Source organism: Streptomyces phaeoluteigriseus (genome assembly GCF_001896135.2).
Lineage (GTDB): Bacteria > Actinomycetota > Actinomycetes > Streptomycetales > Streptomycetaceae > Streptomyces > Streptomyces phaeoluteigriseus.
Map to the genome: position 1 here is coordinate 1 of NZ_MPOH02000009.1, position 12,266 is coordinate 12,266.

A 12,266-nucleotide genomic window follows, 5' to 3' on the forward strand; every position below is an offset into this window, starting at 1 on the left:
GCCCCGCCCCCGCCCTGCTGACGGTGCTGGTCGACACCGGCCCCGCCGTGCCGCTGGCCGTCCGGGACCAGTCGCTGATCGCGGCCGGGGGCATCGGCGTGGCCGCCCTGCTGGCCGGTGCCGCGGCCGGGGTGCGCCGGCCGGCGGGACGCGCCGCGGTGCTCGCACGGCGGCCGGTGTGGCGTTCGGCGTGGCGTCGGTCCACGTCAAGGTGGTCGTGGACGGCTGGGCGGTGTCGGCCGTCGGCGCGCAGGCGGTGGGCCTGTGCCTGACGGCGGTCATGGCCGGGACGGGACTGGCCGCGTCGCAGGCGTCGTACCGCGATGCCGGTCTCGCGGTGCCGCTGGTGACCATGACCCTGGTCAACCCGGTCGTCGCGTCCGTGATCGGTGTCGCCGTCATGAACGACGGCTTCCGCCACGGTGCGGCCGGCGTGCCGCTGGCCCTGGCTGCCGCCACCACGGCGGCCGTCGGACTGCTGGCTCTGGCCGGCCACGGGACGGATCCCGCGGGCGCCGCTCCGAGGGCCGGCGCCCCTGACCGGATGACGGCGGCGAGGACGCGGCGCCGCGCGCCTCCCGCCTGTCACGCGCTTCCCCCGGACGGCGCGTGTCGTGCCCGTCGCTTCATGGAAGAGAGAGTCCCGATGTCACGAGAGGCCAGTCATGCCGGAAGAGCCCCTGCATCTCGCAGTGATCACCAGCAGTCCACCGGAGAGCGGTTCCGGTCCCGTCGTCGCCCGATGGCTGACGGGACAGGCCGAGCAGTTCGGTGTGTTCACCGTCGACGTGATCGACGCCGTCGAGGCCGACCTGCCGATGGTGGTCTCCCCCGCGCGCGCCGCGCAGGCGCGGGACCGGCTCGATGAGGTGGCCACCCGCATCGAGGCGGCGGACGCCTACGTGGTCGTCACCGCCGAGTACAACCACGGCTGCCCCGCCGCCCTGAAGAGCGTCATCGACTGGCATCCCACCCAGTGGCGCGGCAAGCCGGTCTCCTTCGTCTCCTACGGCGGCCGCTCCCGGGGGCTGCGGGCGGTGGAGCAGTTGCGGCAGATCTTCTCCGAACTCCACGTGGCGACCCTGCGGGACGGTGTCAGCTTCGCGGACGCGCGCAGCCACTTCGACGAGGACGGCAACCCGAGGGACGCCCCGGGCCTCGACGCGGCGGTGAAGACCATGCTCGGCCAGCTGGTGTGGTGGGCCGCCGCGCTCCAACAGGCACGCGGGCGACGCCCGTACACGCTGTGAGCACGAAGGAGACGATCATGGGACGTCGGGAGAGTCCGGCCATGGAACGGGCGCAGGCCGCGAGGACGTCCGGGGTCACGGACATCACCCTCGACGCGGGTGGCATCACCCTGTCGGGACTGCACATCGAGCCGCCCGGCCCGTCGCCGCGGGCGGTCGTGGTCGCGTGCACGGCGGAGGCATGTCGGCCGGGTACTTCGACGGGCAGGCGCATCCGAGCGTGTCGCTGCTGGGGCTGGGGGCGAGCCTCGGCTTCGCCGTGCTGAGCCTGGACCGCCCCGGGTACGGCGGGTCCGCCCGCGAGGTACCGCACGGGCAGAGCCTGACCGAGCAGTCGGCCACCCTGCACGCGGCGCTCGACGACTACGCGCGGCGCTTCCCGACGGGCGCGGGATTCCTGCTGGTCGCGCACTCCTTCGGTGGCAAGGTGGCTTTGACGGCGGCCGCCGACGACGAGCGCGGCCGGATCATCGGCCTCGACATCTCCGGCTGCGGGCACCGCTACGCCACCGACTTCGGCCGGCCGCCCGGGATCCTGGCCCGCGACTCCTGGAAGTGGCACTGGGGACCGCTGCGGCTCTACCCGCCCAACAGCTTCCGCTTCAGCCGGAACCTGCTGGCGCCCATGCCGCCGGTGGAGGAGGAAGAACTGCGGCAGTGGTCGGAGTCCTTCCCCGGGGTCGCGGCCCGGGTCCGGGCGCCGGTCCGGCTCACCTTCGCGGAGTACGAGAACTGGTGGCTGCACGACGCCGACGCGCTGGCGGAGATGACCGGTCACCTGTGCGCCACCAGCGTCACGGTGCACCGCCAGCCGGACGCGGGCCACAACATCAGCCTCGGCTGGGCCGCCCGCTCCTACCACCTGCGCGTCCTGGCCTTCCTGGAGGAACTGCTCACGCGGCGCGGGCAGGCCGACGCATGAGACACCAGGAGACGGCCCGGCGGCCCGCCGGGCCGGTCCCCCGGTTCAGAGCGGTCGGCCGGTCCCTGTCGGTGCGCAACTTCCGGCTCTACTTCACCGGCCAGCTCGTGTCGGTCATGGGCACCTGGATGATGATCGTCAGCCAGGACTGGCTGGTCCTCTCCCTGACCGACGACTCGGCCACGGCCCTCGGTCTCGTCACGGCCCTGCAGTTCGCACCCATGCTCCTCCTCTCCCTGTACGGCGGCCGGCTCGCCGACCGCCACGACAAACGTGTGCTTCTCGTCGTCGCCAACCTGGTCTCGGGGGCCCTGTCGCTGGCGCTGGCTCCTCTGGTGTTCACGGGCGCCGTGCGGGTCTGGCACGTGTGCGCCCTGGCCTTCTGTCTCGGTGTCGTCAACGCGATCGAGACGCCGGCCCGGATGTCCTTCGTGCAGGAGATGGTCGGCCCCGAACTCCTCCCCAACGCCTCGGCCATGAGCGCCGCCTACTTCAATCTGGCGCGCATCCTCGGCCCGGCGGCCGGCGGTCTCGCCATCACCTGGCTCGGCATCGGACCCGTGTCGGTGATCAACGCGTTCAGCTACCTGGCCACCGTGGCCGCGCTGATGCTGATGCGCCCCGGCGAACTACGGCGGGTCAGGAGCACCGCCCGCGACGGGCGTGCCGTCGACGCCCTGCGGTACGTGGGCTCGCGCCCCGATCTGCTGCTGCCGCTCCTCCTCGTCGCGCTGGTCTCCCTGTTCGGCCTGAACTTCCAGCTGACGCTGCCGCTGCTCGCCAAGACGGTCTTCGACGCCGACGCCGGGTCGTTCGGGCTGTTCACCTCCGCCGTCGCCGCGGGGTCGCTCCTGGGCGCCCTGGCCGGCTCGGGGCGCACCGCGCGCCCCCCGGCCCTTCTGGTGGCGGGCGCGGCCGTCGCCTTCGGTACGGCGGAGGCGCTGACCGGGCTCGCGCCGGGGCAGGGCTCCGCTCTGGTGCTGCTGGCCCTCACCGGCTTCACCGCCCTGTACTTCACCCAGGCCGTCAACCACCGCCTCCAGCTCGGCTCCGACCCCGCCTACCGTGGCCGCATCCTGGCCCTCTACACGCTGCTGCTCCAGGGATCGACCCCCTTCGGCGCCCTTCTCACCGGCTGGGCCGCCGCCCGCCACGGCACGCGCGCGGCGCTCGTCGGCGGCGGTCTGATCTCCTTGGCCACCGGCCTCGCGGCCCTGGCCTTCCTCGCCCTCCGCGCTTCCCGGCCGACCACCGCCATGCCGGGGGTGGCCGGAAATGACCGGCCGCTCAAACGGGACCCGGCGTCCCGTGGGTGACGGCCGGACTCCGCTTCGGTCATTCGGCCGCCGCGGGCAGTTGCGGTGCCGTGCCGGACATCCATATCGGCCGGACGGAGGTGCGGGAGAAGCGCCAGCCGTCGGCCGTACGGCGCAGGTCCACGTCCCAGACGCCGCCCACGGTGAACAGCGGGTCGAGGCCCTCGCCGAGTTGGCCGAGTGTGGACTGGTGGTGGACGTGTGTCATCAGGGAGTTCCACGAGGCCGTGGCCTTGTCGGCGTCGGCCTCGTCGCCCTCGATGAGGATGTCCGTGTTCATGTACTGGACGACGGCCCAGTCCTCCACGGCCTGCTGCGACTGGCGCACGGCGTCGGCGCCCACCGCGGTTCCGTGCGGGCTCTCCGCCTTCACGTCGTCGGTGAAGTATTCCTTGGCCCAATCCCCTTCGAAACGACGCTCATTGAGAGTGCGGAAAAACCGGCCGATGAGTACAGTGATGGCGGAGTCATCCAGTTGAGTGGTCATACCGTGCACACTGCCACTCCCGACCGATGCACCGTCAAGTAGGTATTTGGTCAGCCAAATATCGAGGAGGGCTCGGGATCGGTAAGTCCGGCGAAGTAGTCTGTCGGTGCCGTCCGACGGCGAGACGGAGGACGGTCCGTCACATCCGTTTCGCCGCAAGGCACTTGACCGGCGCGATTACCGGCTCACGAACCGGTTTTCCGTCGGCGGACCGGCAGCCGGTCCCCCGGCCGGAAAATGCAGGACGGAAAAGACGAACAGACAGTGAAGTGAAGGGAATTCATCATGCAGGTGCAGCAGACCGACCGTATGTCGACCGCCGTGCGGGCAGCCCGCGAACTCGCCGCCTCCCAGGGCAGTCCCGAATTGTTCACCATCCACCTGCTCACCGTGCTCAGCGCGCAGAACGATTCCACGTTCTCGGCCCTGCTGGTGGCCAACGACGTCGATCTCAAGGCGTTCCACGAATTCTCCGCCAACCGCAGCCGGCAGATGATTCCGCCGACGTCCCGGAAGTCCGCCGACGCCATCCGGCCGAGCGGGGAGCACGCGTCGCTGCTCGAGGACGCGGCCGTCGAGATGGCGGAGATCGGCGACAGCCGACTCGGTACCGAGCACGTGTTGCTGGCGGCACTCAAGTACCGTCCCGGCAAGGGTGCCTGGGCCGTTTTCGGCCTCTCCTACCCTCCGGTCCGCAAGAGCCTGGACGCCATCAGGAAGAACACGGCGGTCTGACCGCGGGTATGTAGGGCGACGTGACCGGGGGTTTTCCGCCGGACGGAAGTCCTCTTGCCGGGGCGGAGGCCCCCTCGTCAAGGTGTGTGGCGACACATCGTCGACGAGGACGGGACCGGCCGATGCCCCACATGACTGCCTTCGCCAGGAACCACTGGTACGTCGCCGCCTACAGCCACGAGGTCGGGCGGGCGGAGTTGCTCGGGCGCACGGTCCTCGGGGAGCCGCTCGTCCTGTACCGGACCGAGGAGGACGGAACGCCCGTCGCTCTGCACGACCGCTGTGTCCACCGCCGTTTCCCGCTGTCCGAGAGCCGCCTGGACGGGGACCGGATCGTCTGCGGTTACCACGGTTTCACCTACGACCCGACCGGCACGTGCGTGTACGTGCCGGGGCAGAAACGCATCCCGCGCACCGCCCGCGTCGCCTCCTACCCGGTCGTCGAGCAGGACTCCCTGGTGTGGGTGTGGATCGGCGACCCGGCGCTCGCCGACCCTCGGGCCGTCCCACGCGCCCGGCACCTGGACTCCCCCGGCTGGACCACCGTCCGCGGCATGGAGCCGATCGACGCCGACTACGGGCTGCTGGTCGACAATCTGCTGGACCTGTCCCACGAGACGTATCTGCACGGCGGTTACATCGGCACGCCCGAGGTCGCGGAGACGCCGATCACCACCGAGGTGGACGAGGGCGCGGGCATCGTGCGGGTGAGCCGGCACATGGACGACGCCGAGTGCCCGCCGTTCTACGCCCGGTCGACCGGCATCCAGGGCCGCATCACCCGCTGGCAGGACATCGAGTACCACGCGCCCTGCCTGTACCTGCTGCACAGCCGCATCGCGCCCGTCGGCGTGCTGCCGGAGGCCGACGGCACCGATCCGAACGGCTTCCACACCGAGATCACCTACGCCATCACACCGTCCTCGGACGGGAAGGTGTACGACTTCTGGATGGTCTCGCGGGACTGGGCGACGGACGACGACGAGGTCACCGAGTTCCTGCGGGGCAACAACCACACGGTCGTCATGCAGGACGTCGACGCGCTCAACCTCCTTCAGCGCACGCTCGGTTCGGAGCGGTCGGGCTACCAGGAGCTGAGCATCAACATCGACACCGGCGGGCTCGCCGCCCGCCGGATCCTCGCCCGGCTGGTCGAGGAGGGCGCCAAGCCGCAGGAGACGGTCCGGTGAGCAGCCCCACCGGCGAGGTCTACCGCGTCGACTGGCTGCCGGGCACGGACGTCCTGCACGGCACCTGCCACTGCGGGGCCGAGCACGCCGCCCAGGACCCGGTGGAGATGTGGGAGTGGATGCTCGCCCACCCCGAGGGCCACCGGCCGCCGGGCCCCGGGGGAACCGGTGCAAGCACCGAGAACTCCGGAAACCCCGGAAGCAACGCAGGCGACACGGTCGACGAGGACAACGGAAGCGCCGCATGACCACGGTCCACGAAACACAGCTCGTCGTCGACGGCATACAGTCCGCGGCCGTCGGTGTACGGGCCCTCACCCTGCGCCACCCACTGGGCGAGCCCCTGCCCGCCTGGGAACCCGGCGCCCACATCGACCTCCTCCTCGGCCCGGGGCTGGAGCGCCAGTACTCGCTGTGCGGTGACCCGGCGGACCGTTCCCTCTGGCGGGTCGCGGTGCTGCGCGAGCCGCTGGGCCGCGGTGGATCGGCCCATGTGCACGAGCGGTTGAGGCCGGGCGACACGGTCCGGGTTCGCGGCCCCCGCAACCACTTCGCGCTGCGGCCGGCCACCCGCTACCGCTTCGTCGCGGGCGGCATCGGCATCACCCCCATCCTCCCGATGCTCGCGGCGGCCGAGGCCACGGGCGCCGAGTGGAGCCTCCTCTACGGCGGCCGCTCCCGCGCTTCGATGGCGTTCACCGGGGAACTGGAGCGGTACGGCGACCGGGTCACCCTCGTCCCGCAGGACGAGGCCGGGCTGCTCGACCTCGACTCCGTGCTGGACGCGCTGCCCGAGGGGACCCTGGTGTACTGCTGCGGTCCCGGTCCGCTGCTCGACGCGGTCGAGGCCCGCTGTCCGTCCGGCGCGCTGCACGTGGAGCGGTTCCGGGCGAAGGAGCGACCGGGCGGCGAGGACGGCGGGTTCGAGGTCGAGCTGGCGCGCAGCGGCCGTACGCTCACCGTCGCGCCGGGCGTGTCCGTGCTGGACACCGTGCGCGCCGCCGGGGTCGAGGTGCTGTTCTCCTGTGCCGAGGGGACCTGCGGCACCTGTGAGACCGATGTCCTCGACGGCGCCCCGGACCACCGGGACTCCGTGCTCACCGACGAGGAGCGGGAGGCCGGGGAGACGATGATGATCTGTGTGTCCCGCTGTCGGGGGAAGCGGCTCGTGCTGGACCTGTGAGCTGCGGAGCCGCGTCCAGGTCCGCCTCGATCCGGTTCACCGCCGTGAGCAGGTGCGGGAGCAGGTCGCGGCGGACGGCGGCCAGGGTGGTGCGGCCGGCGTGGACGGCGATGTTCACGCCGGCCACGACCGCGCCGTCCCGGTCGCGCACCGGGGCGCCCACCGAGCGCAGCCCCTCCTCCAACTCCTGTTCCACCAGGGCGTATCCCTGGCGCCGGACCCGTTCCAGCTCCGCCCGCAGGGCCTGCGGTGTCACCAGGGTGCGGGCGGTCAGGGGGCTCAGTGGCGTCCGGGCCAGCCGGGCGTCGAGGTCGTCCTCGGGCAGGTGGGCGAGCATCACCCGGCCCACGGAGGTGACGTGTGCCGGGAAGCGGGTGCCGGCCGTGATCGTCGCGGACATGATGCGGCGGGTCGGAACGCGGGCGACGTACACGATGTCGTCGCCGTCCAGGACGCACAGCGACGACGATTCCCGCGTCTCCGCGACGAGTTGCTCCAGGTGCGTCAGCGCGAGCTGGGGGAGCGTCAGTCCGGCGAGGTAGGCGTAGCCGAGTTCCAGGACGCGCGGGGTGAGCCGGAAGAGACGGCCGTCGCCGTGGACGTACCCGAGGTCGACGAGGGTGAGCAGCAGTCGGCGGGCGGCGGCGCGGGTCAGGTCACAGGCGCGGGCGACCTCGCTGAGGGTGCGCACCGGATGGTCGGCGTCGAAGGAGCGGATGACGGCGAGGCCCCGCTCGAAGGACCTCACGAAGTGTGGTGCGCGGGCTCCGGCGGACATCACCAACCCCTCACTGTCAACAATTCCGTCAGCCATGACGGCCGGGCCATTGACCGCCTCGATCGCGTGGCTCTCCGTTCCCTGCACGCCAGTTGAGCACTACCGTGCGGTGTGCGCACAGCCTGTCGGAACCGTTTTCTCTGCACAGGGGGAGCCATGCGTCGTCTGCTCGCCGGTCTCGCGGCCGGTACTTTCCTGCTCGCCACAGCGGCCTGCGGCTCGTCCGACGACTCCGGTTCCCCGGGTTCCTCGGGCAAGGACACGTCGTCCGGAGGTACCACCACCGTCGAACTGGGGCTGATTCCCATCGTGGACGTCGCCCCGGTCTATCTCGGCGTCGAGAAGGGCTTCTACGCCAAGCACGGGCTGGAACTGTCGATCACTACGGCGCAGGGCGGTGCGGCGATCGTTCCGGGTGTGGTCAGCGGTCAGTTCCAGTTCGGCTTCAGCAACCTGACGTCGCTGATGGTCGCCCAGTCCAACAACGTGCCCGTGAAGGCCGTTTCGAACGGCATCGCGTCGACGGGCGTGGCCGGCGAGGACTTCGGGGCCATCACGGTGAAGAAGGGCAGCGCGCTCAGGTCCGCCAAGGACCTCGAGGGCAAGAAGGTCGCCATCAACACCCTGAAGAACATCAACGAGACCGCGGTGCGCGCCTCGGTGCGCAAGGCGGGCGGCGACCCGGACAAGGTGCGGTTCGTCGAGCTGCCCTTCGACCAGATGCCGGCCGCTCTCGACGGCGGGCGGATCGACGCCGCGATGGTGGTCGAACCCGCGCTGGCGACCGTCAAGAGCCAGGGCGGACAGGAGATCGTCTCGCCCTTCATCGACATCGCGCCGAACCTCACCATCGCCATGTACTTCACCTCCACGCAGTACGCGCGGCAACACCCGGACGTGGTGCGGAAGTTCCAGGAGGCCACCGCCGAATCCCTCGCCTACGCCGACGCGCACCCCGACGAGGTCCGCCGGACCGTCACCACGTACACCAAGATCCCGGCGGCGGTGCTGGAGCAGGTGACGCTGCCGAAGTGGCCCGCCGAGGCGAACCGCTCCTCCATCGAGGCGCTGCGCCGACTCGGCTCGGACGACGGCCTGTTCAAGTCGGAGCCCGACCTGGACAAGCTGCTGCCGTGAGGGGCGAGAACGCCGTGCTCGGCGCGGCCGGGCTCGCCGCCTTCCTCGCCCTGGGCGAGGCGGCACCGCGGCTCGGCCTGGTCGAGGAGGCCTACTTCCCACCGACGAGCCGCATCGCCGAAGCCCTCGTGGACGAGCTGTCCGACGACGCCTTCTGGAGCGCGCTCGGCGACACGCTGACCGGCTGGGCCCTGGGCCTGGCCATCGCGGTCGGCGCGGGCATCGTGGCCGGGGTGGTGCTCTCCGTCGTCCCGCATCTGCGCGAGGCGACGGCGTCCACGATCGAGTTCCTGCGCCCCATCCCCTCCGTCGCCCTGATCCCCCTGGCGGTCCTGCTGTACGGCACCGAACTGCGCTCCGTCCTGCTGCTGGTCGTCTACGCCTCCTTCTGGCAGGTCCTGATCCAGGTCCTGTACGGCGTCCAGGACGTCGACCCGGTCGCGGAGGAGACGGCCCGCTCCTACGGCCTCGGCCCGTGGGCGAGGGTCCGGCACGTGCTGTGGCCGACCGCGCTGCCGTACGTCATGACGGGGGTGCGGCTCGCTGCGGCGGTCGCGCTGATCCTGGCCGTGACCGCCGAACTCGTGATCGGGGCGCCCGGGTTGGGTTCGCGGATCGCGGTCGCGCAGACCTCGCAGGCGGTGCCCGAGATGTACGCGCTGATCGTGGTCGCGGGGCTGCTCGGCCTGCTGATCAACGTCGGCGCCCGGACGGTGGAGCGGCGGGCACTGGCCTGGCACCAGTCGGTGCGCGGGGAGGTGGCGGTGTGAGGCACCTGCTGCTGCGGCTGGGGTACGCCCTCGCCCTGCCGGCCGTGCTGGTCGCCGTGTGGTGGCTGGCGTCCGACGACAGCACCGACGTGTACCGGCCTCCCCTGCGGACCATCCTGGAGACCTTCCCGGACGTGTGGACGGGCGACCGGCTGCGCTCGGACGTGCTGCCCAGCGTGCTGCGGCTCACCGGCGGCTACGCGCTGGCCGCCGTCGCCGGGATCGCGGTCGGCACGGTCATCGGCTCCCACCGGAGGGTGCGGGCGGTGTGCGAGCCGGTCCTGGAGTTCCTGCGGGCGGTGCCGCCCCCCGTGCTGGTGCCGGTCATCATGCTGTTCGCGGGCATCGGCGACACCATGAAGATCGTCGTCATCGCGACGGGCTGCGTCTGGCCGGTACTGCTCAACACGGTCGAGGGCGTACGGGCGGTGGACCCGGTGATGGCGGAGACGGCCCGCTCCTACGGCATCACGGGCGTCGCCCGGCTCCGCCACCTGGTGCTGCGCTCGGCGAGTCCACAGATCTTCGCGGGCCTGCGCCAGGCGCTGTCCGTCGGGATCATCCTCATGGTCATCAGCGAGATGTTCGCCGCCAGCAACGGACTGGGTTTCACCATCGTGCAGTTCCAGCGCGGCTTCGCCATCCCCGACATGTGGACCGGGATCCTCGTGCTCGGCCTGCTGGGCTTCTTCCTGTCGGTCCTCTTCCAGCTTCTCGAGCGGCGGGTGCTCGGCTGGTACCACGGTCGGCGCGCCTCCACCCGGCGGTCCCCGTGACGGCCTCGAGAACGGCGAAAGGGCGGGACATGCTCGACGTGCGCGGCCTGAGGAAGGTCTACGAGGGGTCCGGGCGGCGGGTGGAGGCGGTACGCGACCTCACCTTCACCGTCGGCGCCGGTGAACTGGTCTGTCTCGTCGGCCCGTCGGGCTGCGGCAAGACGACCCTGCTGAGGTGCATGGGCGGACTGCTGACGCCGACGGGCGGCGAGGTCCTGCTGGAGGGGCGGAAGGTGACCGGTCCGCCGCCCGGGACGGCCTTCGTGTTCCAGGAGTACGGGCGCAGCCTCTTCCCCTGGATGCGGGTCGCAGAGAACGTCGAACTCCCGCTGAAGCAAAAGGGGTTGGGCAAGGCGCGACGGCGGGAACTGGTGACCGACGCGCTGGAGTCGGTCGGCCTCGCGGACGCCGCGGGGGCGTATCCCTGGCAGCTCTCCGGCGGTATGCAGCAGCGGGTGGCCATCGCACGGGCCCTCGCCTACGAGCCCCGCGTGCTGCTGATGGACGAGCCGTTCGCGGCGGTGGACGCACAGACCCGCGCCGATCTGGAGGACCTGGTGCGGGGGCTGTGGCGGGAGCGCGGGATGACGATCCTGTTCGTCACCCACGACATCGACGAGGCCGTGTACCTCGGCGAGCGGGTGATCGTCCTGTCCGGGTCCCCGACGGTCGTACGGGAGCAGCTGACGGTCGACCTGCCGGCGGAGCGCGACCAGTTGCACACCCGGGTCGCCCCGCGCTTCGCCGAACTGCGCACCCATGTGTACGAGCAGATCCAGGCGGCCAAGCGCGGCATCGCGCCGCAGGACACGCCGGAGACACAGGACGCTCTCGCGAAGGCGGACGCTCCGCCGAAGCGGGACGCCCTGGTGAAGGCGGACGTGCCGGGGGATCCCGACGTGAGGACGGACCCGCCGCCGTCCCGCTGACCCGGGCGCCGTCGGCGACCTGAACGCCGACGGTGCCGGTCAGTCCTCGGGGGCGGGGACCACGCTGAGGTGTCCCGCGGTGCGGCGCGGACGCCGTGCCCGGCGGGGCGCCGGGGCGGGTGCCTCGCGCAGCACCATCGTCAGTCGCGTGTACCCCATGTCGCGCAGGGTCCGCGGGGTCTCGCAGACGATACGGCACTCGCTGGCGGCCCGGCGCGGGTCGGAGTGGAGCAGGGTGCGGACCGCGCCGTCGTGCTCGACGGCGTCCTCACCCATGGCTCGGACCCAGTGCGGCAGGCCCTGCCGGTACGCGGCCTCCATGAGGGGGTCCTGGGCGATCTCGCGGCGGATCGCCTGCAGGACGGGGTCGTGACCCTGCCGTTCGAGGGTCTCGGCGAACCGGGCGAGCATCGGCAGGCACCAGCCGGCCTCGTGGTCGCCGAGGACCGCGGCCGCGTCCGGGTGGAACAGGACGAACCGCAGGAAGTTGTCGTCCGGCAGCGCCGTCGGATGTGGGCTCACGTCCCGGAAAAGTGACGTGAAAGCGGCGTTGGCGAGGACGACGTCCCAGCGGTGGTCGAGGACGACCGAGGGAAAGGGCACGGCCTCCAGGTACGTGGCGTAGTCCCGTAGATAGGCCTGGGCCTCGGGACTCTCGGGGACGGGCCGCGGCGCCGGCCGCTGCCCACCTGCCTGATATGCCATCGGGAGGTCACCCCTCTTGCCTCTGCGGCCTTCACACGGCGTGCCGATCCTCATGCCCGGCGCTCGGTGTGTCAACTATCGTGGCATT

At 71.5% G+C, this 12,266-nt stretch carries 15 protein-coding genes; 12 read left to right on the plus strand and 3 right to left on the minus strand.

The features are described from left to right. The 4 genes from BM536_RS40750 to BM536_RS07775 all read left to right on the plus strand — a co-directional run. Nucleotides 1-272, plus strand: a 272-nt coding sequence (locus tag BM536_RS40750; protein WP_158086511.1) for a hypothetical protein, incomplete at its 5' end; no start/stop codon positions are given. A gap of 393 nt (nt 273-665) precedes the next feature. Further along, nucleotides 666-1,250, plus strand: a complete 585-nt coding sequence (locus BM536_RS07765) for an NADPH-dependent FMN reductase (RefSeq protein ID WP_094102737.1) — start codon at nt 666-668, stop codon at nt 1,248-1,250. Nucleotides 1,251-1,431: 181 nt separating this feature from the next. Then, nucleotides 1,432-2,172: an alpha/beta hydrolase gene (locus BM536_RS07770; protein ID WP_245873320.1), complete on the plus strand. Its 741-nt coding sequence runs from the start codon at nt 1,432-1,434 to the stop codon at nt 2,170-2,172. Next, nucleotides 2,169-3,488, plus strand: coding sequence for an MFS transporter (locus tag BM536_RS07775; protein WP_079275160.1), 1,320 nt, complete (start codon nt 2,169-2,171; stop codon nt 3,486-3,488). Before BM536_RS07770 ends, BM536_RS07775 begins: the two co-directional genes overlap by 4 nt. Before the next feature lie 19 nt (nt 3,489-3,507). Here BM536_RS07775 and BM536_RS07780 read toward each other — a convergent pair whose 3' ends face one another. Next, complete coding sequence (locus BM536_RS07780; RefSeq protein WP_073497238.1) at nt 3,508-3,975, minus strand: nuclear transport factor 2 family protein; 468 nt, start codon at nt 3,973-3,975, stop codon at nt 3,508-3,510. 285 nt (nt 3,976-4,260) lie between these two features. Here BM536_RS07780 and BM536_RS07785 point away from each other — a divergent pair, with 285 nt between their 5' ends. From BM536_RS07785 to BM536_RS07800, 4 genes are all read left to right on the plus strand, one after another. Next, nucleotides 4,261-4,710, plus strand: a complete 450-nt coding sequence (locus BM536_RS07785) for a Clp protease N-terminal domain-containing protein (RefSeq protein ID WP_073497240.1) — start codon at nt 4,261-4,263, stop codon at nt 4,708-4,710. A gap of 122 nt (nt 4,711-4,832) precedes the next feature. Then, the gene (locus BM536_RS07790) at nt 4,833-5,900 is read left to right on the plus strand and encodes an aromatic ring-hydroxylating dioxygenase subunit alpha (RefSeq protein WP_073497241.1); all 1,068 of its coding nucleotides are present in this window, start codon (nt 4,833-4,835) and stop codon (nt 5,898-5,900) included. Next, entirely contained in the window at nt 5,897-6,148 is a 252-nt protein-coding gene (locus tag BM536_RS39385) for a hypothetical protein (RefSeq protein ID WP_073497243.1), read from the plus strand. The genes BM536_RS07790 and BM536_RS39385 overlap by 4 nt, the downstream gene beginning before the upstream one ends. After that, entirely contained in the window at nt 6,145-7,083 is a 939-nt protein-coding gene (locus BM536_RS07800; RefSeq protein WP_073497246.1) for a PDR/VanB family oxidoreductase, read from the plus strand. The genes BM536_RS39385 and BM536_RS07800 overlap by 4 nt, the downstream gene beginning before the upstream one ends. Here the strand turns inward: BM536_RS07800 and BM536_RS07805 are convergent. Then, complete coding sequence (locus tag BM536_RS07805) at nt 6,998-7,861, minus strand: IclR family transcriptional regulator domain-containing protein (RefSeq protein ID WP_073497248.1); 864 nt, start codon at nt 7,859-7,861, stop codon at nt 6,998-7,000. The genes BM536_RS07800 and BM536_RS07805 overlap by 86 nt on opposite strands. 156 nt (nt 7,862-8,017) lie before the next feature. On the opposite strand from BM536_RS07805, the gene BM536_RS07810 reads away from it, so the two are divergent. From BM536_RS07810 to BM536_RS07825, 4 genes are read left to right on the plus strand one after another with little or no spacing between them, the layout of a single operon-like run. Continuing rightward, nucleotides 8,018-8,998, plus strand: a complete 981-nt coding sequence (locus tag BM536_RS07810) for an ABC transporter substrate-binding protein (protein ID WP_073497250.1) — start codon at nt 8,018-8,020, stop codon at nt 8,996-8,998. After that, nucleotides 8,995-9,768 (plus strand): ABC transporter permease, encoded by a 774-nt coding sequence (locus BM536_RS07815; protein ID WP_073497252.1) that lies wholly within the window; start codon nt 8,995-8,997, stop codon nt 9,766-9,768. Before BM536_RS07810 ends, BM536_RS07815 begins: the two co-directional genes overlap by 4 nt. Next, complete coding sequence (locus tag BM536_RS07820) at nt 9,765-10,544, plus strand: ABC transporter permease (RefSeq protein ID WP_073497254.1); 780 nt, start codon at nt 9,765-9,767, stop codon at nt 10,542-10,544. The genes BM536_RS07815 and BM536_RS07820 overlap by 4 nt, the downstream gene beginning before the upstream one ends. Before the next feature lie 29 nt (nt 10,545-10,573). Then, on the plus strand, nt 10,574-11,473 hold the full coding sequence (locus BM536_RS07825) for an ABC transporter ATP-binding protein (RefSeq protein ID WP_079275161.1): 900 nt from the start codon (nt 10,574-10,576) through the stop codon (nt 11,471-11,473). 39 nt (nt 11,474-11,512) lie between these two features. Here the strand turns inward: BM536_RS07825 and BM536_RS07830 are convergent, their stop codons facing one another. After that, on the minus strand, nt 11,513-12,178 hold the full coding sequence (locus BM536_RS07830) for an MmyB family transcriptional regulator (protein ID WP_094102738.1): 666 nt from the start codon (nt 12,176-12,178) through the stop codon (nt 11,513-11,515). Nucleotides 12,179-12,266: the final 88 nt, after the last annotated feature.